This window comes from Loigolactobacillus backii (genome assembly GCF_001663675.1).
Lineage (GTDB): Bacteria > Bacillota > Bacilli > Lactobacillales > Lactobacillaceae > Loigolactobacillus > Loigolactobacillus backii.
In genome coordinates, this window is the sequence record NZ_CP014873.1 from 1,827,103 (window position 1) to 1,847,608 (window position 20,506).

17 protein-coding genes and 2 pseudogenes are annotated in these 20,506 nt (G+C 40.5%); 18 read left to right on the forward strand and 1 reads right to left on the reverse strand.

Annotation, left to right across the window (positions count from 1 at the left end):
* The first annotated feature begins 2 nt into the window (after positions 1-2).
* The gene (locus AYR53_RS08255; protein ID WP_068226200.1) at positions 3-635 is read left to right on the forward strand and encodes a response regulator; all 633 of its coding nucleotides are present in this window, start codon (positions 3-5) and stop codon (positions 633-635) included.
* Positions 636-715: 80 nt separating this feature from the next.
* Here AYR53_RS08255 and AYR53_RS08260 read toward each other — a convergent pair whose 3' ends face one another.
* The gene (locus tag AYR53_RS08260; protein ID WP_225359751.1) at positions 716-3,346 is read right to left on the reverse strand and encodes a YfhO family protein; all 2,631 of its coding nucleotides are present in this window, start codon (positions 3,344-3,346) and stop codon (positions 716-718) included.
* 324 nt (positions 3,347-3,670) lie between these two features.
* Here AYR53_RS08260 and AYR53_RS08265 point away from each other — a divergent pair, with 324 nt between their 5' ends.
* From AYR53_RS08265 to AYR53_RS08340, 17 genes and pseudogenes are all read left to right on the forward strand, one after another.
* Positions 3,671-5,833 carry a peptidoglycan D,D-transpeptidase FtsI family protein gene (locus tag AYR53_RS08265; protein ID WP_068280833.1) on the forward strand — a complete coding sequence of 721 codons (2,163 nt, stop codon included), beginning with the start codon at positions 3,671-3,673 and terminating at the stop codon, positions 5,831-5,833.
* A 70-nt stretch (positions 5,834-5,903) separates the two neighbouring features.
* Complete coding sequence (locus AYR53_RS08270; RefSeq protein ID WP_068223730.1) at positions 5,904-6,890, forward strand: nucleoid-associated protein; 987 nt, start codon at positions 5,904-5,906, stop codon at positions 6,888-6,890.
* Positions 6,891-6,987: 97 nt separating this feature from the next.
* Positions 6,988-8,112 (forward strand): exonuclease SbcCD subunit D, encoded by a 1,125-nt coding sequence (locus AYR53_RS08275; RefSeq protein ID WP_068223733.1) that lies wholly within the window; start codon positions 6,988-6,990, stop codon positions 8,110-8,112.
* Entirely contained in the window at positions 8,112-11,270 is a 3,159-nt protein-coding gene (locus AYR53_RS08280; RefSeq protein WP_068223737.1) for an SbcC/MukB-like Walker B domain-containing protein, read from the forward strand. The genes AYR53_RS08275 and AYR53_RS08280 overlap by 1 nt, the downstream gene beginning before the upstream one ends.
* 64 nt (positions 11,271-11,334) lie before the next feature.
* Complete coding sequence (locus AYR53_RS08285) at positions 11,335-11,967, forward strand: L,D-transpeptidase (RefSeq protein ID WP_068280830.1); 633 nt, start codon at positions 11,335-11,337, stop codon at positions 11,965-11,967.
* Entirely contained in the window at positions 11,954-12,178 is a 225-nt protein-coding gene (locus AYR53_RS08290) for a hypothetical protein (RefSeq protein ID WP_068280827.1), read from the forward strand. Before AYR53_RS08285 ends, AYR53_RS08290 begins: the two co-directional genes overlap by 14 nt.
* Before the next feature lie 133 nt (positions 12,179-12,311).
* Positions 12,312-12,461: a 50S ribosomal protein L33 gene (gene rpmG / locus AYR53_RS13325; protein ID WP_075168921.1), complete on the forward strand. Its 150-nt coding sequence runs from the start codon at positions 12,312-12,314 to the stop codon at positions 12,459-12,461.
* 42 nt (positions 12,462-12,503) lie between these two features.
* Positions 12,504-13,052, forward strand: a complete 549-nt coding sequence (locus tag AYR53_RS08295; RefSeq protein WP_068223749.1) for a 5-formyltetrahydrofolate cyclo-ligase — start codon at positions 12,504-12,506, stop codon at positions 13,050-13,052.
* 8 nt (positions 13,053-13,060) lie between these two features.
* The gene (locus AYR53_RS08300) at positions 13,061-13,732 is read left to right on the forward strand and encodes a rhomboid family intramembrane serine protease (RefSeq protein WP_068223752.1); all 672 of its coding nucleotides are present in this window, start codon (positions 13,061-13,063) and stop codon (positions 13,730-13,732) included.
* Positions 13,733-13,764: 32 nt separating this feature from the next.
* A complete protein-coding gene (locus AYR53_RS08305) occupies positions 13,765-13,986 on the forward strand; it encodes a YqgQ family protein (RefSeq protein ID WP_068223755.1) in 222 nt (73 codons plus the stop codon).
* Between the two features lie 7 nt (positions 13,987-13,993).
* A pseudogene (locus AYR53_RS08310) lies at positions 13,994-14,308 on the forward strand (ROK family protein); the annotation flags it as partial.
* Positions 14,309-14,458: 150 nt separating this feature from the next.
* Positions 14,459-15,730 carry an ISL3 family transposase gene (locus tag AYR53_RS08315; protein ID WP_035457977.1) on the forward strand — a complete coding sequence of 424 codons (1,272 nt, stop codon included), beginning with the start codon at positions 14,459-14,461 and terminating at the stop codon, positions 15,728-15,730.
* Positions 15,731-15,775: 45 nt separating this feature from the next.
* Positions 15,776-16,438: pseudogene (locus AYR53_RS08320) on the forward strand (ROK family glucokinase); the annotation flags it as partial.
* Between the two features lie 402 nt (positions 16,439-16,840).
* Positions 16,841-17,260 (forward strand): rhodanese-like domain-containing protein, encoded by a 420-nt coding sequence (locus tag AYR53_RS08325; RefSeq protein WP_068223761.1) that lies wholly within the window; start codon positions 16,841-16,843, stop codon positions 17,258-17,260.
* Between the two features lie 167 nt (positions 17,261-17,427).
* Positions 17,428-18,168, forward strand: coding sequence for a glycerophosphodiester phosphodiesterase family protein (locus AYR53_RS08330; protein WP_068223764.1), 741 nt, complete (start codon positions 17,428-17,430; stop codon positions 18,166-18,168).
* Positions 18,161-19,093: a tRNA (adenosine(37)-N6)-dimethylallyltransferase MiaA gene (miaA, locus tag AYR53_RS08335; protein ID WP_068223767.1), complete on the forward strand. Its 933-nt coding sequence runs from the start codon at positions 18,161-18,163 to the stop codon at positions 19,091-19,093. Before AYR53_RS08330 ends, miaA begins: the two co-directional genes overlap by 8 nt.
* A gap of 5 nt (positions 19,094-19,098) precedes the next feature.
* Positions 19,099-20,367: a methionine gamma-lyase family protein gene (locus tag AYR53_RS08340; protein ID WP_068280821.1), complete on the forward strand. Its 1,269-nt coding sequence runs from the start codon at positions 19,099-19,101 to the stop codon at positions 20,365-20,367.
* Positions 20,368-20,506: the final 139 nt, after the last annotated feature.

Consider the following 20,506-nt stretch of genomic DNA (forward strand, 5'->3'; position numbering starts at 1 on the left):
TTGTGATTAAGGTATTAATTGTAGACGATCATGAAATGGTTCGCATTGGTGTTGCCAGCTATTTGGCCGTTCAGGATGATATTGAGGTTGTTGGTGAAGCTGAAAATGGTAAGATTGGTGCTGAAAAGGCACTGGACTTACGCCCTGATGTTATTATGATGGACCTTGTCATGGACGTCATGGATGGGATTGAATCAACTAAACAAATTATGACGGCTTGGCCGGAAGCCAAGATATTAATTGTGACCAGTTTTATTGACGACGAAAAGGTTTATCCGGCAATTGAGGCTGGTGCAAAAAGTTATATTTTAAAAACCTCAACGGCGGCAGAAATCGCCGACGCAATTCGGTCCACTAATAAAGGTGAATCAGTCTTGGAGCCTGAGGTAACTACTAAAATGATGCACCGCTTATCACGAAAACCGGAGCCAAAACTTTACGAGGATTTAACTAAACGTGAGGTGGAAGTATTGGGGCTGATTGCGCAGGGCAAGAGTAATCAGGAAATTGCCAACGACTTGTTTATCACGTTAAAAACTGTAAAAACGCATGTTTCCAATATTTTATCGAAATTACAAGTAGAAGACCGAACGCAAGCTGCTATTTATGCCTTAAAGCACCATTTGGCAGAATAAAAAGGACAGAATCGCAATCTAACTAATCAGTGGGGTAGAACACTGATTAAACAGATTGTGATTCTGTCCTTTTTAATTGGTTAATGGTGTCTAATTTTTAAAGACAATAACACTAATAGGTCAATTAGAGCACTTAGACTAGAGATGATCAGGCCTAAAGTTAGGTAAGGTGGCCAATAAGCTAAACTGACGGTATGGCTACCTTTACTTAATGGAATGGCGATTAAACTACCGAGCACTTGTTTGAATTTTTTAGGGTGACCATCAACGCGTAAGTGCCAACCTTTGGCCGCAGGGATGGTGGTCATCATCACTTGTTTACGGTGGGGAATGGTAATTTTACCCGTTAAATGCGTATTGCTATTACGTGTTAACCGCCACGGGTGAGCCTGTAAGGTTTGTGTTGCTTGATTCAAAGCGGCCGTATTAAAGTGATAAAGTTGGAAATTCTGTAACCAAACTTCAGGTTGTTTTAGGGTAATTGTTAAGGTTACTGGTTGGTTTTGTTCAGCGGCAGCCAAATCGACAATTACTGTATCACGAAAAGTATCATATTGTTGTAACGGGTGGTTATTAACCGTAAAACTAACGGCCTTACTATTGAGATTTGAACCAATTGTCAGGTAATAGGGATCACTAGTTGTTGGTGTAAAACGGTAGGTAATTGTGCCGTTCTTTTTTTTGTCGATTTTTTTATAGGTTTCCGTTAAGGGTGCTTTATCTTGGCGTACGTTGTGATAAGTTACCGTCGCAAATTGCTGAGCCATAAACAACGACGTGTACTGTGTCGATCCCATTAAATGATTAAGAATCGTTGACTGATAAAGTGTTGGGTAGTGATTATTTTTAATAGGTTCTAAAATTTTATTGGAAGCCGCAAAACCAAAGGGTAAGGCATAATTATTTTGGTAAGTCTTAGTTAACCTGTCTTGCCCAATTTCACGATAAAAGGCCAAGTCAGGTTTATCGGTCAGTGGCGGTAGCACGGTTGCACTACTTTTACTTTCTGGTTTGGCGTCCAGGTAGTACTTCATTCCTAGAAAGGCATCCGTAAATAAAGTGCCATTAGAGTAAGTAATGAAACCATCACCGGCCGGCTGACCAAGCCGACCCATAAAATTAGGAATCTTTGCTTCAAAGGTTGAACTAAAATGTGAGGCGCTATTATAATTGGCTTCCATCGAATCGTTTTTGGTTCGCATAAATGTTTTCTCTAAACGATAGAAGTCGTTTGTTTTGTTCTGGGATTTTACCCGTTTAACCACTTTTACCAGTTCAGCAGTGTAATTGGCGTAATCACTTTGACTAACGTAACTAATTTGGTTAAGACTTAGATAAGCATTTGTTGACATTTCAATGATTGTGAAACTAACAAATATCAAGCCAAAGTACCGGTTAGTAAGGCGAACGCGTTGGCGTAAGGCCAAAAAGATAAGTGCCAAGAACCCAAATAAGACCGTTAAGAGTAACTGTGACGGCTTAAGAAAGTTAAATCGGTCCAAATGAAAATAAACGTAGCCATCAAAACCGATTAGTAAAAGTGCTAGTACCCCAATTTGCCAGGAGGTTAACTTGCGGTTAGCCTTTAAAGCAATCGCTGCAAGCCACACTAACCAAAAGCAAATCACAAAACTGAAACGATAGGGATACCAAATTGGAAATTGCATGGCGTGCCAAACAAGATCAAGTGGTTGTAAGCAAAGCGAGAAAAAGAAGAAACAACTAACCACTAAAGCACTAAGTCGTTCGCGCCAACTGATTTGGTGACTAAGAAAATAAAGTACAAACCCAAGTAGGACTAATGAGCCAACAAAAATATTTGGGTAGCCAGTGGGCATTTGATCAAAATTAAAAGCGCCAACGACGAATTTCGAAAGCATTTTAAGGGGTGAATATTCAAACTGCCATTTAAAATGCGTTAATGTGTACTTGGCCTTACTTTGAGTGAGTGCGTAGAACGTCGGTAGTAACAAGGCTGCGGCCAAGCCTGCTCCTAAAAGTGAACCAACAATGAGCTTTCGCCAAGCAGTTAATAACTTTTGCCAGCCGGACCAATGACGAAAACTCGCCCAAAACATGTAAGTGATTAAAAAAAGACAAATCATGTAACCCATATAGTAGTTAATTACGAGTGTGCAACCAAGGAGAAAACTATAAAACAAGTAACTTTTTCCACTAAAAATCTTTTCAATCCCTAGGACAACTAATGGTAAAAAAACGGCCGCATCCAGCCACATCACATTTAGTTGATTAGCGACTAGCCAGCCCATCAAAGCGTAACTGATCGCAAAAGTTGGAATTCCCCACTTGGTCTGAACTTTTGTCTTTTTGAGTAGGATAGCAAAGGTCAGTCCACTACTACCGTACTTAAGCAAAGTCATTAACATCACGCCAAATGTTAACCATTTACCAGGTGTTAGTAGAAGCAATAAGTTAAAGGGACTCATTAAATAATAAGCCCAAACGCCGAGCATATCGCCACCAATTGCTTTGGAAAAGGAGTATAAAATCTGATCCGGGTGGTGCAAGATAGTATCGCGGAAGAAGGCGTAAAAGTCAATGTATTGCTGACCAAGGTCAACGGTCAATAGACTGCTATTACCAAAAGGAAACATGTGGCGGATTGCAAAATAACTCCCCATAATAATAATGGGAGCGAAGAAGCTTAAAAGAAGTGGTGCGTGTTTCTTAAAAAAACGTATGATTTGCACCAGAAGTTCACCTCAATTTAAAAAGAATACTATAATGAGCATAAGCGAAGCTAGATTAACCCGCAAGCTTTTTTAACGCTTTTTAAAGACTCCTAAGATTTAAAAACAAGTTGGCGAATTTTTACTGAATCTTAAATTTGCGTTCTTTCAAAAGCCAAAAGGTTATGCTAACATGATAGAAGTGTTGCGAGATAAAAGGTGTTATGCTAAAAAGATTACGTGGTGAATTTAATTTGAAGATTAATTAAATGAGCAAGTGTAAAAGTGCGTAGTTATTTTTAGCACAATTTCTTTTACAGGATCGATTTTAAGGAGCAAGGTCAAGTGAAATTTTTGCGAAGCAGATCAAAAAGGCCGGGACGAAATCAATCAAGTATTCCGTTCCGTTTGAATTTCTTGTTATTTATTGTTTTTATTCTTTTTGCAGCATTGATTGCGCAATTAGGCTACCTACAAATCCTTTATGGTTCAAAGTTTGAGTCAGAGGTTGATCGCACTGATAAAACAGTAGTTACTGGAAATGTGCCTCGAGGAATGATTTATGATTCTCAGGGACGAGTGTTAGTTGGTAATCAGGCTCAAAATGCTATTAGCTACACTAAAGGCATGGATGTTTTAACTTCAGATATTTATAAAACTGCAAATCGCTTGAGTCAGTTCATTTCCGTCAGTACGAGTAATTTAACGCGGCGGGATAAGGCTGACTATTATTTGGCGAATTCTAAGAACTTAAAGCGGGTTGCCGCTAGTTTGCCTAAATCTGAAACGCAGGGCAGTAACGGTGAAACACCAAACGAGAAAACACTCTATAAAAAAGAGGTTGCTGCTGTGAGCAAACGTGATCTGACGTTTACTAATAAGCAGCTTCAGGCCGCCCAGATCTATAAAACAATGAGTGGTGCCTATCAGTTATCAACAGTTTACGTTAAGAATAGTAATTTAACTGAAAAAGAAGTTGCTCAGGTCAGTGAACACCTTACTGAATTACCAGGAGTCAATATTAGCAATGATTGGGAACGTTCTTATCCACATGGTGATTCAATGCGCAGTATTTTAGGTAGTGTCTCTACTGAAAAGCAAGGTCTCCCAAGTGATAAGGTTAATGAATACCTGGCTCAGGGCTACTCGCGGAATGATCGTGTTGGGACCAGTTATCTAGAACAAGAATATGAGCCAGTTTTAAAGGGAACTAAGTCCCAAACTCAGGTTGAAGTTAACGCAAACAACAAAATTTTAAATACTAAAAAGATTTTCTCCGGTGAAAAGGGTGGTAACTTAGAATTAACGGTTAATTCTGCCTATCAAAAGCAAGTTGACGCTACATTAAAGAGTGTCTTTAATACGGCTAAGTCGGCCGGAGCAACTCAATATTCGGATGGTGCTTATGCCGTTGCAATGAATCCAAAGACTGGTGCTATTTTGGCCATGTCCGGAATTCATAATAATCCTAAAACGGGTAAAACCACTGATGATGCACTGGGTACGATTAACCGTAACTTTGTTATGGGATCTGCGGTTAAGGGTGCTACTGTCATGGGTGGTTTAATGAATGGTGCAATTTCACCAAGTAATAATACATTGCCTGATTCACCAATTTATTTCTCTGGTGGTTTGGTTAAAAAGGCCGTTTATCCTGCTGGCACTTATAGTTCATTGACGGCGCAGCAGGCCCTTGAGGTTTCTTCAAACATTTATATGATGCGGCTTGCGATGAAGGAAGGTAACGCAAAGTACGAGGCCAACTCATACTTCCACATGCCTAAATCAATCTTTAAGACTGAACGTGGCTATTTCAACCAATTTGGTCTTGGTATTAAAACCGGAGTTGATTTACCTGGTGAAACCAGTGGTTACGAAGGGCCAACAACCGATGTCGTTAAGTCCCTGGATTTGGCTTACGGTAACTATGATGCGTACACGCCAATTCAGTTAGCACAATATATTTCGACAATTGCTAATAACGGTTCGCGGATGCAACCTTATTTAGTCCAGTCAATTCGTGGAACAAATAAGAATGGTTCATTAGGTCAAACTGAGTCAATCACGACACCAAAGGTGCTTAATCGAATTAACGCGCCTCAATCTTATTTCAATGTGGTTAAAGAAGGTATGTATAATGTAACGCATGGTTCAATGGCTTGGGGTACTGCCCACCAGTTGAAAGGTGTGACACCTTCAATTTCCGCTAAAACAGGGACGGCCCAAACATTCTACTATGATTCATCTAAACCGAATGATGCCAATCCACCAGAAACTTTAACCTTAAGTTTTGTTGGTTACGCACCATCAAATAATCCACAGATTGCAATCGCAGTGGTTTTCCCAGATATGGCTAATAGTGCGGATGAATCGAATTATAATATCGACGTTGCGCAGAAAATGTTTACCGACTACTTTAAATTAAATGGTCAAAAAACAAGTTCTGGTAGTTCAAGTACAACTACGAGTACGTCTTCTACGACGGCAACGACAACGACAACACAGTAGGTTTTAAAACCGAATTATCTTTTAAAGGTAGTTCGGTTTTTATTTTAGGCGAAATAAGGAGAATTTAAGAATGCAAATTAATCATGCTGTATTACACATTACCGACCAAGAGACGGGCACCATTTATTATTCCCAACGCGAGTTAGATTTAAATGATCCTGGAGTAGCCAAATATATTGAACAAGTCACAAAACGATTTTTGAAGCGGGATGTTCAAACTGGTTTATTTCCAGATGATAATCCAGTGGCCGCCTTATTATTAAATGACGCTGATTTTTTGACTAAAAGTCAGCAACTAACCCAAGAATTATATGATTTTATTGCACCCCAGGCAGAAATACCCCGTGCTGATTTCTTAGTCGTGGATGTAACTGAAGCTGAACAGGATTATTGTGGTTTATTTAAGTTAAATCACGGTCAAAATTTCGTACATTTTTTAAATTATGATGAACAAGAAGTGGCCAATCAAATTATTTTAAACCAGTCCGTACTACCTAGTAGCAGTCATAAAATTGATGACGGATTCTTGATGACGAAGGCGCAGCGCCGCTATTATGTCGCTTCTAAGGTGTTTGCCATTGATGGTGAAAAGCAGGCCTATTTTTCAAAAATTTATTTAGGCCTAACAACTCAGCCAACATTAACTGAAAGTGTTAAAACAGTTGGTGAGACGGCTAAGACAGTTGCCGCCGAATTTACACAGGACGACTTTGAAACAAGTTCCCAAACTAAACAAGCCATTTTTGATAGTCTAAGTGATACTAGTACGTTAGATGTGGACTACGTTGCGGATCAGGTATTTAAGGACAATGAGCCGGCCAAAAAGGCTTTTACGGAAAAGGTTGCACAGAAGGCAGTTCCGGCAAAAAAAGAGGACTTGACGCGTAATTTTGACCGTAAATTAAGCAAGCAGCGTTTGAAGTTAGATAATGGCATTGAACTAATTATTCCAATGGCAATCTACCAGGATAAAGAACAAATCGAATTTGTGAATAATCCAGACGGAACCATTTCGGTAATGTTGAAAAATATTGGTGATATTCAAAACAAATTTTAGCTAATTTTTAGTGGATTAGTACTTTTAGACACGTTTTAACAAAGGTAGCTAAAAACGGTGAATATTCAACGGATGTTTGAGTTAGGGGGAAGAGTAAATGCGTTTTTTACATACGGCCGACTGGCATATTGGGAAAAAATTGGCCGGTTATGATTTATTGGCGGAGCAGCAATTTGCTTACGAGCAAATTGTGCAGTTAGCAAAAGAAGAACACGTTGATGCAATTGTGATTGCTGGTGACCTTTATGATCGTGCTCAACCAAGTGAATTAGCGGTTAAAACTTTAAATGAGATGTTACAGCGACTTAATTTAACCGAGAAATTGCCAGTTTTAGCAATCAGCGGTAATCACGATAGTGCTACTCGGTTGGCAACGGGAAGCCCTTGGTACACAGCAACCCAATTTTATTTGCGAACAACGTTGGCGGCGGCATTTAAGCCAATCGAAATTGGCAATACGCAGTTCTTTTTATTGCCATATTTTGAACCTTTTGCGGCTCGTCAATACTTTGAAGAAGATGATATTCATCAGATTTCAACCGCAATGAAGTTTGTGGTCGCGAAAATGAGGTCTGAATTTCTACCTAATAAGAAACACGTTTTAGTTGCTCATTTCTTTGCTGCTGGCAGCTCGACAACTGATTCAGAGACTAAGATTACTGTCGGTGGGTTAGATGCAGTACCATTAACTTTATTAACGGATTTTGATTATGTCGCTTTGGGTCATTTACATAGTAAAGACGCATTACATGCAGAAAAAATTCGTTATAGTGGCTCACCGGTTAAATTTTCTATTTCTGAGGCTGACCAAGAAAAGGGGGTTTGGATCGTGGATACCGAATCTAATCAGGTTGACTTTCACCCCTTAAAACCATTGCATGACGTTCGGACCTTAAAGGCAAGCTTTGCGGAACTTAGTGATTCTACCTTTTATAAGACACAACAACGTGATGATTTTCTAGCAATTCAATTGACTGATCAAAAAATTATTCCTAATGTCATGCAGGAGTTAAGAAAAATTTATCCGCGTATTGTCAGTCTAACCCGGACTACTGGGCCTGTGGTAAAGCCACAGATGAGACGTCAAATCCGTAAATTAGATCCTTTAACTTTATTGGCCAATTATTTTACTGATGTGACTGGTGAACAATTGACCGAGCAGCAGCAACAGTGGGCAACAAAAATGCTGAAGGCAAGTCAAGAACAGAAGGAAGACAACTAATGCGACCACTCTCGTTATTATTGGAGAACTTTGGACCCTACGAACATGAAACAATCGATTTTACAAGATTTACTGAAACGCCGGTTTTTTTGATTAGCGGTAAAACTGGTAGCGGTAAAACGACTATTTTTGATGCAATGTGTTATGCACTTTTTAATCAAACTTCAGGGGCTGATCGTGATGGTGCAGCAATGCGGTCTAATTTTGCTGCAACTGATGCCCAGACTAAGGTCACTTTTTGGTTTACGCACGGGCAGCGACGTTACCGGATTTGCCGGCAACCAGAACAAACTGTTCCCAAAAAACGTGGCGGTGGGTTTCGACAACAGCCAGCTAAAGTTAGCTTAAGCGTTTTTGAACAGGATGAAGAGTTAGCAGAATTAACCAAGGCAAAAAAGGTTCAGGAGTATATTCAGGACTTACTACAATTAGACGCCAATCAGTTTTCACAGATCGTTTTGTTACCCCAAGGTGAATTTCGCCAATTTTTGACGGCCACTAGTGACGACAAAGAAAAAGTTTTGCGCCGTTTATTTAATACACAATTTTATGCTGATTGGGCACAGATGATGAAAACCAAACTACACAGTGAGCAAAAGGATCTACTTCAAACCCAAGAACAAATCGAAACGTTGCAGCAACAATTAATTTGGCAATCCGATTTTGAACACCCGCAGGCTGATACGCCAATTGATGACGTTTTACAAATTGCCGAACAACAACAAACGCAGTTAAAGGCGCAGATTGAGCAACAAAAACAGCAATTAGAACAGGCAAAACAGGCCGTTCAATTAGTCCAAAATCAGACTACATTGGCTAGCCAACTGAGTGATTGGCAGCAGCAGACGGTTATTTTAAAACAGGATCTAGTGGCCTTAACGGAAAAGAAGCCGGCAATGAAACAGTTGACCAGTGAAATAGCCAGTCTTGAATGGGCCAAGACGCAACAGCCTAAAGTACAGCAGCTTGAGCAAAGTCAGGAAGAGTTGGCCAGACTGCAAAAGCAGGCCCAGGTAAGGCTAACTGAGCTTGAAGAACAACAGCAGACCGTTAAAACGACTAATGCGACGTTTTTGGCCTTAACGCTTAAGCAACCAGAGCAACAAAAAAGGCAGCATGAGTTGGATAAAATGCAACAATTACAACCAATTTATCAAAAAGTAACCTTTGGGGCGAAACAAATAGCACAACTCAAGGAAAAACAGACAAAGTTACAAACAACGTTAGGTGAAAAACAGCAACAATTAAATGATAATGAAGGACAACAGCAAGCTTTAAGTAGCCAGTTAGCTAATCGGCCCGTGGTTACCGCCAAGTTAGATATAATTGCCGGTCAGCAAACAATGCTTTTAAGTTGGCGCGATGAGTTAGAGGATTTAAAAGGCGAAACTCAGAAATTGACTAAAACTGAGCAAGTTTTACTGACAACTGGTAAACAAGCAAGCTATTCAGAAAAACAGGTTTCTGAGGCCGATCAGGAATACCGCCAGTTAAATAGCCAATGGGCCCAGGCGCAAATTGCTCGATTGAGTCAATCATTGTTGCCCGGAACGCCTTGCCCAGTTTGTGGTGCAGTTGATCACCCCAAACCGGCGCCAGCGCTTCCGAGTACACTGATTAGTGAGGCCGAGGTTCAGCAAGCGGAAACCAAATTGACCCAAGAACGTAAAAAGTTGGCCCAACGGCAAACTGAATTTAGTGAGCGAACTGTTGCTTTAAAACAGGCCAAGCAAAGATTAGAAAAAAAGCGCCAATCATTACTAAGTGCCAGCCAAGAGACGTTGTTAGGTGTGAATTTAGATACAAATTTAACTGATTTTGAGTCTTTACTAACCCAAAGAATCTCTGATTTAAAAAAGCAAAAAAAAGCGTTAGAACAAGAGCTGCAACACCTTTCCAAACAACAAATTTTGGCAGAACAATTCAATCAAAAAATACAGGGACTGCAAACTGAATTAACGTCATTGCAGCAACAACAGCAGGCCAGTGCCCAGCAATTGGTTAAAGCAATAACAAAGCAACAATCTTTGCAGGAACAAGTTCCGGCGCAATTTTCAGATGAAGCAGAGTTACAGCAGCATTTAGAATCGTTACAAGAACAAATTACGGCCTTTGCGGCTGACTTTAATGGCGCAACAACGACCAAAGATACTGCAAATCAAAAATTAGCAGCGTTAAAAGCAACTATGATGGCAAATAAGCAACAATTACAGCAGTTAAAGGCCAAAGTTAAACAACTGCAACAGCAGGTGACACTGGCCTTAAAATCGCGCTGGACCGATCGGCCAGAACAACAGTTTAAGGAATTATTAGCAAAATTAGCGACCTTGGATGAAAAGCGCCAGACATTACAGACTTTTCATGACCAGCGGCTACAAAAGCAAACCCAATTAGATCATCTAAATGGATTAATCGCAAGCCGACCGCAGCCTGATTTAAAAAAATTACAGCAGCAATTAGCTAAGCAAGAAGAACAAGTTACAACGATTAGTGCTCATTTTTATCAAGCAGAAGCTAATCAGCAAACCAACGAAAAGTTACTGAAAAAGATTAACCAGTGTTTAGCGGCTAAAAAATCGCGTTTGCAGTTGTTAGCCCAGTTGAACCAGCTCTCTAACGTTGCTAACGGTGATGGTGCAAATAAAGTGAGTTTAGAACGTTATGTTTTACAAACTTATTTAACTGAAGTTTTACTTGTAGCTAATCAGCGTTTAGCGCCATTAACGAACGGGCGTTATCAGTTACAGTTACACGAAACTACAGGGACTCATCGTAATCATTCCGGTTTGGAAATTGATGTTTACGATGATAATGTTGGTGCGTTAAGAAGCGTGCATACGCTTTCTGGCGGGGAAAGCTTTATTGCGGCCTTGGCCCTTGCTTTGGCCTTAGGTGAAGTGATTCAAAATGAAACGGGTAGTGTTGAAATTGATGCTTTGTTTATCGATGAGGGTTTTGGTTCATTGGATGAAGAAGCGTTAGAAATGGCTATGACGGCTTTAGAAACGATTGAAGGTAAAAATCGAATGATTGGTATTATTAGCCACGTTAAAGAACTACAAGAACAATTACCATTCCAATTGCAAGTCATTACGGATGGTGGCGGTAAAAGTCATGTCCGCTACCAAATGGCGTTTGCAGGTCAATCAGCACGTTAGTTGGTTTACGTGTGTTTTTATGGGACAATGAGGAAGAATCAAAATAATTAATGGGGAGTAAAACATGACACAAAGGTTTAAAAAAATGCTTCAAATTGTTGTTGTGCTTTTAAGTTTAACGGTTATTGTTAACGTGGGTTACCACTTAATGCAACCAAGTGAACAACCGACGAATGCAACTGCGGTCAATAAAAAGGTACCTAAGAAGCAGGCTGTAGCTAAGAAGCAAGTCGTACCAAAAAAGAAGACCGTCAAGATTGATTGGCGTAAACCTTCCGAAACTAAACCGTACCCAAAGTTGGCAGAACACCCAAATGCATGGATCAGAGTAGCAATTAAAAAGCAGCGGGTTTACATTATGGATGGCAATAAGCGACTGTACCGAATGTACGCTTCAACTGGCACTAAAGGGGGGACCCCTACTGGCACTTTTGCGATTCAAAAAGAGCGGGGAGATTTTTTCTATAATGCCGCTTCAGGGGAAGGTGCTCGTTACTGGGTGTCGTGGAAGGATCACGGAATTTATTTATTTCACACCGTACCAACTGATGAAAACGGTAATTATAATTTGGCCGAGGCGGCTAAATTAGGTAAATCGGCTGCCTCCCACGGCTGTGTTCGTTTATCAGTTCCTGATGCACGCTGGATTTACGAAAACGTTCCGGAAGGGATGCGCGTGGTAATTGACGAAAAATAGAGGGTTAGTCAAGCGGTACCGTTGGTTGTTTGAGGCGTTGGTATCCACAGTGATTCTTTTTATCGGTTTATTTTTATATCGGCAACTGGGCCGGGTACTGTATGTGCAAGCAATGTTGGCTTGGTCTAGTATTTGGCGGGTCATCATCATCTATTTGCTGATACTTTTAATTTGGCGGTTGAATGAAGTGCTTGGAAAAATGCCAAATTAAGTATAATTTGGCTGTCAAGGAGATTTGCTTAACATTTATTGTTAAAAAGACTGGTCAGAAGCATAAAAAAATGATAAGATAGTACTCGTTTGAGAATAGCGTTAATAATGAAATATCAGGGAGGGTCAAAAATATGCGTGTCAATATTACGATGGAATGCACAGAATGCCATCACCGCAACTATTTAACAAGTAAAAACCGACGTAACAATCCTGACCGGATGGAACTTAATAAGTATTGCCCAAATGAACGGAAAGTTACGTTACATCGTGAAACGAAATAACAACAGGTTAGTTCCTGTTGTTTTTTTGTAGGGGGAATTTTTATGACTAAGACAACTATTCGTTCGGCGCAACTTAAACGATTAAATGATTATGCTGGGACTGTTGATAAAAAGATTGCTGAAGCCGACTTAATTCAGCAATTAACGACAAGTACTACTTTTAAAGCAGCTCAAGTAATTGCGTTAACGTTGAGCCAAACTATTGAGTTAGATACTAAACCATTGATTGATATTTGTTGGCAATTAGGAAAAAGTGTGTATATCCCCCGGGTAATGCCCAAACGTCAAATGGTGTTTCTACCCTACACGTCAACAACTAAATTAGTTAGAAGTAAATTCGGTTTGTTGGAACCGATTTATAATGCATCCCTTATAAAATATAAATTTGATCTATTTTTAGTTCCGGGAGTGGCTTTCTCGGTCACTAAACAGGTACGCTTAGGTTTCGGTGGTGGCTATTACGATCGATTCCTGGCGGCCCATCCACAAAATACGGTTAGCCTAGTATTACCACCACAGTACTTTACCGAACCAACGTGGCCAGTAGAGGCGTTTGACGTTAAAGTTCAGAAGTTTTTTACAAAAGGTTAGGTGAGTAGTTGGAACGAATATTTAAAGAATTTAAAAATGGTCCTTACGTCACTTATCTATTATTGATCATTCAAGTGGTGATTTTTGGACTAATGACTTTGGCCGGAGGAAGTACAAACACTAATGTTCTCGTTTTTTTTGGTGCCAAAGTTAATCAATTAATCCAAATGGGTGAGTGGTGGCGGCTATTCACACCAATGTTTTTGCACATTGGGTTAATGCACCTAGCAGTCAATTCTGTCACGTTGTATTATATTGGGGAGCAAATTGAGGGTGTGTTTGGTCACTGGCGTTTTTTAGTAATTTATCTATTAAGCGGTTTTACCGGTAATATTGCGAGTTTTGTGTTTAGCCCTAATCTATCAGCCGGATCAAGCACGGCCATTTTTGGTTTGTTTGGTGCTTTCTTTATGCTGATGGAGGCCTTTCGCAATAATCAGGCCATCCGAGCAGTTGGCCGCCAATTTGGACTTTTTATCGTTTTAAATCTCGCTTTTGATTTATTTGCACCGGGAATCGATCTGGCAGGACACGTGGGTGGTCTATTAGGTGGGTTTTTAATTGCAAATATTGTCGGCGTACCAAGGATTGGTGGCACGTCACGTGGACGACAAATTATTAGCCTGGTGATATTTATCGCGATGGTTGGATTTTTTCTAAATCTGGGTTTTAATAATTAGTATTTCTATGTATAATTGTGAGGTTGTGGCTAATGAAAACACTCTATGATGTTCAACAGTTACTAAAAAAATTTAATATTTACGTTTATGTTGGTAAGCGAATCTGGGACATTGAATTGATGGGACTTGAGCTCGATCATTTGCACGAAGCAGGTGTACTGGATCACGATACGTACATGCGGGCCAAGCTAGTTTTAGAACACGAACATCGAATTGAGGAACGACACGAGCAGATTAAGAATAATGGAGGTTAGTGCGCTTATGGATGAAAAAAAACTAATCGGTGTTGATTTAGGTGGTACGACCATCAAGTTTGCCATTTTGACAACAACGGGAGATATTCAACAACGTTGGAGTGTTGATACTAACATTTTAGATGAAGGTAGTCATATTATTCCCGATATTATTGATTCAATTAATCATCATTTGGATTTGTTTGAAATGTCCGCGGATCAATTTGCGGGGATTGGCATGGGTTCACCAGGGACAGTTGATCGAAAAGCAGGAACTGTTATCGGTGCTTTCAATTTAAATTGGAAGACACTGCAACAGGCTAAGCGAGAAATCGAAAAAGGTGGTTCTACAATATCTGTTGTTGGTAATAGATTTTCATCTATTACTGATGACAGATTTTTTATTTATGGCTAGAATAAAAAAGCGGACATTTCCTGTCCGTTCATCCAAGTCAACCACCACGAAGATTTTTCAGAAAGAAGGAAATGCCCTATGTGTCATGATACTACAAAATTATTATTAGGAATAGCTGACGAGAACCTAAAAATTACTGACGGTGAAACTGGAGAAGACGGGGTTATTCGCTTAACTGGCCACTTGGATTACACGCCGAAGGCTTGTCCCAAGTGCGGGATTATCAATGATCAAAAGATTATTAACTACGGCTGGCGCAATACCACTATCAGATTCTCGAAGGTTCTGAGCAACACCGTCATCTTAGCCTTAAAGCGCCGCTATTTCCACTGTAAAGAATGTCACGGCAACTTTCTTGCACAAACAGTGGCAGTTCCGAAACACTGTACAATTTCAAACACCAGCCGCAAAGAATGCCTAGAGAAGCTCGGTGAACCGGTCTCTTTGAAGCACATTGCCAATGAAGTATCGGCATCAGATTCATTTGTGGGCCGCCAGTTAATGCGCGCTGAACGAGACTTTCAAACCAATTGGCACTATTTACCAGAGATCATCTTAATGGATGAGGTGAAGAGTACCAAGAGCGCTACTGGTGCCATGAGCTTTGAGTTCATGAATGGCGAAACCCATGAATTAATCGACTTACTCCCTTATCGAACCATCAATAAACTAGAGAAGTATTTTTACCGCTTCGATCAAGCTGCCCGAGAAAACGTCAAAATTATTGTGACTGATATGAATTATACCTACCCCAAGCTTGTGCAGACCGTGTTCCCCAATGCCATGGTGGTCATGGACAAGTTTCATATTATCAACGCCCTAAATCGGGCGTTTAACAAAACCAGAATCAAGGTGATGAAGAAGTTTACCCCGTCTTCTCGCGAATTTCACGCCCTTAAGCGCTACTGGAAGCTGTTGTTAGTACCAACTGAACAGCTTAACTTTGAACAATTCAAAAAGTGGACTAATTTTCCTTACTGGATGGCTGCCACCGATGTTGTCCATCAGCTGTTATCGTTGGATTCAGAACTAGAACAAACTTATCAAGTCTTAAACAGCGTCCGGTCAGCTGTCCAACATCAAGATTGGCATAACTACAATGCGGCATTTTGGAATAACAAAACGTATTCTGAAGAAATGAAGAACACGATTAAAACACTTGAAAGCCATCATGATGAGATTCGTAACACCTTTACCACACACTATTCAAATGGTCCTTTGGAAGGTTCTAATAATAAAATCAAGGCGATCAAACGAGCCAGTTTTGGCTATCGCAGCTTCTGGAGGTTTAGAACTCGAGTACTATACGTTTTCAAAATCAAAACAAAAAGAGCCCTAATCACGAAGTGATTAGAACTCGAAATATGGATTCACCAACAACAGTTGACGAAGAGCCAAAAAGGTACTGGGATTGCGTTTGCAATTGATAATGACGCAAACGTGGCCGCCTTAGGTGAACGCTGGAAGGGCGCAGGCGAAAATGACGCAAACGTGGCCTTTGTTACTTTAGGAACCGGTGTTGGCGGTGGCATCATCGCTGACGGCCATTTACTCCACGGCGTGGCTGGTTCTGCCGGTGAAATTGGCCACATTACAATTGATCCTGATGGCTACTTGTGTAATTGTGGTAAAAGGGGTTGTCTTGAAACCGTTGCTTCGGCCACTGGCGTTGTTCGGGTTGCCCGGGATATGGCGGAAGAATACGCAGGCACTTCTAGTTTGAAACAAAAATTAGATGATGGCGATGAGATCAGTTCTAAGATCGTTTTTGACCTTGCTAAAGCAAATGATCCGTTAGCATTAATAGTTGTGGACAAGGTTTCTCGTTACTTAGGACTTGCGTTAGGGAACGTTGCTAACACATTGAATCCCTCATATATTGTTATTGGCGGTGGCGTTTCTGCGGCCGGTAAATTTTTACTTGACCGAGTTCAAAAATATTTCAATCTCTATACATTCCCTCAAGTTCGGGAAACTTCCGTGCTTAAGTTGGCTGAATTAGGTAATGAGGCCGGTGTTATTGGCGCAGCTTCATTGGCTAGCCAGTTTGTAAAATAGTGCTTTAAGAACGGAATAATGGGCAGGCTTCTAAACTTGGTTTAAAGTTACTGAAAATTTGTAAAACAAACTATTCAGTTGATCGGCCAAGTGCACGAGCTACTTATTATTCCGTATTTTTGTGATTAAATTAACTGACAAGTAAACGATGTTTAAATGACGTTGACTTAAACTTAGCTCAACTCAATTAGTTAACAAGATCATAGTCGCTAATTATTTTTATCTAGATTAGGGTAAACTAAAATTTAAAAAATAATAACTTGCTTTATTACGGTGTACTCTTAAAATTCATAATTTTTGGTCAGTTTTTATTTTGCCACTAGTCAATCGACTGGTTTTGTGTGAAAATAGTGATTGTGGCGTTTAGTAACTAAACGCGTGATTTACGGGAGGTTTGTTGAAATGACTTTAGGTGCAGCAATTAGTGCTAGTTTTATTTTTAACGTAATTATTATCTTGTTCGTTGTTTATTGGGTCGGAAACCAACTTTATCTCTACATCCAAAGACGCCGGGTCGGTAAGGAAATTACGGAAGAAGTATTTAATAAGGGAATGCGTAAGGCCCAAATTGTGGATTTACGCGAGCCTAAGGATTTTGATTCTGGGCATATTTTAGGTGCCAGAAATTTACCTTATTCGCAATTAACTCAGCGGTATACGGACCTTCGTGCTGATCTACCAATTTATCTTTATGATCAGGGCCGAACTTTAAGTACGCGGGCCGCAATCAAATTATACCGTAAGGGCTACCGTAACCTTTATTGGTTAAAAAAAGGTTATCAAAATTGGGATGGCAAGACTAAGAGCAAGAAACATGTTTAAAGAGCCACTGATTATAAAGTCGGTTTAGTGACCAGCTAACTTTATAAATCAGGGCTTTTTTAGTGAATAAGTGATTAAGCTGTACTGTCCCTAGTACAAGTACTAATTATTGTTGAGTAATTATAAAGTCAGTGTCTAGTCGAATTTCTGATAAGGGGGGTAATCAAGTGACGCTTATTTTTGGTCATCGGGGTAGTAAGGGAAGCTGCCCGGAAAATACGTTGGTTAGCTTTCGCCAGGCAATAGTCGATGGTGCCGATGGAATTGAAACTGACGTGCAGTGTAGCGGTGACGGTGCCTTAATCATTATGCACGATGAGAAGGTTAATCGAACAACCAATGGGCGGGGCGCAATTAAGCAGTTGTCGCTGGAAAAACTAAAAGCGCTGGACGCCGGTAGTTGGTTCGCGCCACAATTTGCGGGTGAACGGATTCCTACTTTACAAGAAGTACTTAATTTACTGGATCAACAGCACTTTACTGGAGTATTCAATTTAGAAATAAAAACGGATCACACGGACTATCCTGGAATTGAGCAAAAAGTAATTCAAGCCATGACCCAAAATAAACATACTTATCAGGTACTATATTCAAGTTTTAATTTAACTTCATTGGCGCAGTTGAAGTTTTACGCACCGAATGCTCACTTAGCAAGTTTATTTAAATATTCAAGTCGCCAAACGCGAAAATTAACTAAGGCTGGAACCGTTGTGGCTTGGCACCCAAAGTTAGCTTGGGTTAAGCGGCATTTAAAAACAATTCCTGCCGAGCTAGCAGTTCGGCCGTGGACCGTCAATTCTGTACCCGATTTAAAATACTGTTTTCAGGCCAATTTTGCGGGCCTTTTTACTGATTACCCGAAAGAAGCATTGGCGATTCGGGAACAGGAGTGTGGAAGGAATGCCTAAACAGAAACTGATTTTGATTGTTGGTCCGACGGCAGTTGGTAAGACGGACCTAGGAATTAATTTGGCACAGGCCTTTTCAGGTGAAATTATTTCAGGTGATTCCATGCAAGTTTATCGTCATCTGGATATTGGAACGGCTAAAGTAACATCACTAGAAATGGCCGGTGTGCGCCACCATTTGTTGGATATTTGTAATGTTGAGCAACGTTTCACGGTTGCCGATTTTACGGATTTAGCCGCTAAAAAAATCACGCAAATTATTACCCGCAAACAACAACCATTTGTGGTTGGTGGAACGGGCTTTTACTTGCAGTCTTTATTACGCGGTTATCAGTTAGGCGGTGCTAGATCCGCCCAAGATTTAACCTTACGCAAGCAATTAAGTTTAATTGCTGAGCAAGAGGGTAATCAGGTCTTATGGAATCGACTTACTCAAGTTGATCCAGCCGCGGCCAAACGGATTCCGTTGGCGGATACCCGGCGGATTATTCGAGCGTTAGAGGTTTATACACTGACGGGTAAACGTTTTTCGGCGCAGACAGATCAAATAAATACAAACTACGAACCGTATATTATTGGACTGACAACCCAGCGGGAATTACTTTATCGGCGAATTAATCAACGAGTTGATCTAATGATGCAGGCAGGGTTACTGACAGAGGCAAAATGGTTGTACGAGCGGCGGCAGCAAGCTCCTCAAGCCAGTAAGGGAATTGGGTATAAGGAGTTTTTCCCTTATTTTTCAGGAGAATGTGATTTAGCAACGGCGGTGAGTAAGGTCAAACAGAATTCACGTCATTACGCCAAGCGGCAGCTAACTTTTTTTCGAAATCAGTTACCAGTTCATTGGTATGATTTAGTCACAAGGCCAGAAGATTTACCGCAAATTAAGCAAGCTGTTAAAAACTTTTTAAATGAGGAGTGATTTAAATGAGTTGGCTGGACAAATTAGATCCAAAATTACAGTCATTCGTTAAAGTGGTTGACCAACAGGTTGAGCCACGGTTTGAACAAATTAGAGATAACGTTTTAACTAATCAGGAAAAGGTTCTAACGGCTTTTCGTGAACACCATGTTTCGATGGATAGCTTCACGGGTACTAATGGTTACGGCTATGATGATGAAGGCCGTGATCAATTAGATGCAATCTACGCTGATGTTTTTGGTGGTGAGGCCGCAATGGTACGCCCACAATTTGTTTCGGGAACCCATGCGATTGGAACAGCCTTTTTTGGTCTATTACGACCGGGAGATGAACTACTTTACATCACTGGTAAGCCTTATGATACCCTACAAGAAGTGATTGGTATTGCCGGAAATAAAATTGGTTCACTAGCGGAGTTTGGAATTGATTTTGATTACGCACCACTTCAAGAAAATGGCCAGATGGACCAGCTGATTGTAAAAGAGAAACTAGCGAAGAAGCCTAAGGTAGTTGCAATTCAGCGCTCCCGTGGCTATGCCATTCGTGATAGTTTTACCATCGAACAAATCACCGCAATGATCAAGTTTGTTCGACAGATTTTGCCGAATGTGATCATTTTTGTGGATAATTGTTACGGCGAATTTTCTGAAACTACTGAGCCGCTGCAGGTTGGCGCTAATTTAATGGCCGGTTCGTTAATTAAAAATCCGGGTGGTGGATTAGCAAAAACTGGTGGGTACATCGCCGGTGACCAGAAATTAGTTGAAAAGGCCGGCTACGCGTTGACTGTTCCTGGAATTGGCGCCAGTGAATCAGCAACTTTGAACACTATGGGCGATATGTTTCAAGGTTTCTTTTTGGCACCACACGTTGTTGGTGAAGCAATTAAAGGTGCGGTTTACGCCGCGGCATTATTGGAAAAAATAGGCTTGGATGTTCAGCCTAAATGGGATGCACCCAGAACGGATTTAATTCAAACGATTAATTTTGGTCAAGCTGAGCTAATGACTAAATTTGCGGCGGCAATTCAGAAGTATTCGCCAGTTGATGCCTACGTTACACCAATTCCCGAAGCCATGGCCGGCTATGAAGACGAGATTATTATGGCCGCTGGAACCTTTGTTCAAGGTGCTAGTGTTGAGCTTTCGGTGGATGGACCATTGCGCCCACCGTACACACTTTATTTGCAGGGTGGTTTAACGTTTGAACACGTAAAGCTGGCCATCACTTCTGCAGTTAACGAAACGTTTTTTAGCAAAAAGAAAACCAAGTAAAGTTTTTATTTCATGACTGGTAGTTTATCGCTATAAATAGCCTGTGTTAGCCGAGTACAAAGGCCCTAAGCATACTTTAAATAAATTGGTCTGGCCGGCATTCATAGGCTATGTTATAAAACATAACATAAGTTATTGA

What these genes read in the sequence shown, in the direction of transcription:
- AYR53_RS08270 (WP_068223730.1), top strand. Translation starts at nt 5,904, where the DNA reads ATGCAAATTAATCATGCTGTATTACACATTACCGACCAAGAGACGGGC.
- AYR53_RS08275 (WP_068223733.1), top strand. Translation starts at nt 6,988, where the DNA reads ATGCGTTTTTTACATACGGCCGACTGGCATATTGGGAAAAAATTGGCC.
- AYR53_RS08280 (WP_068223737.1), top strand. Translation starts at nt 8,112, where the DNA reads ATGCGACCACTCTCGTTATTATTGGAGAACTTTGGACCCTACGAACAT.
- AYR53_RS08285 (WP_068280830.1), top strand. Translation starts at nt 11,335, where the DNA reads ATGACACAAAGGTTTAAAAAAATGCTTCAAATTGTTGTTGTGCTTTTA.
- rpmG (WP_075168921.1), top strand. Translation starts at nt 12,312, where the DNA reads ATGCGTGTCAATATTACGATGGAATGCACAGAATGCCATCACCGCAAC.
- AYR53_RS08295 (WP_068223749.1), top strand. Translation starts at nt 12,504, where the DNA reads ATGACTAAGACAACTATTCGTTCGGCGCAACTTAAACGATTAAATGAT.
- AYR53_RS08305 (WP_068223755.1), top strand. Translation starts at nt 13,765, where the DNA reads ATGAAAACACTCTATGATGTTCAACAGTTACTAAAAAAATTTAATATT.
- AYR53_RS08315 (WP_035457977.1), top strand. Translation starts at nt 14,459, where the DNA reads ATGTGTCATGATACTACAAAATTATTATTAGGAATAGCTGACGAGAAC.
- AYR53_RS08325 (WP_068223761.1), top strand. Translation starts at nt 16,841, where the DNA reads ATGACTTTAGGTGCAGCAATTAGTGCTAGTTTTATTTTTAACGTAATT.
- miaA (WP_068223767.1), top strand. Translation starts at nt 18,161, where the DNA reads ATGCCTAAACAGAAACTGATTTTGATTGTTGGTCCGACGGCAGTTGGT.
- AYR53_RS08340 (WP_068280821.1), top strand. Translation starts at nt 19,099, where the DNA reads ATGAGTTGGCTGGACAAATTAGATCCAAAATTACAGTCATTCGTTAAA.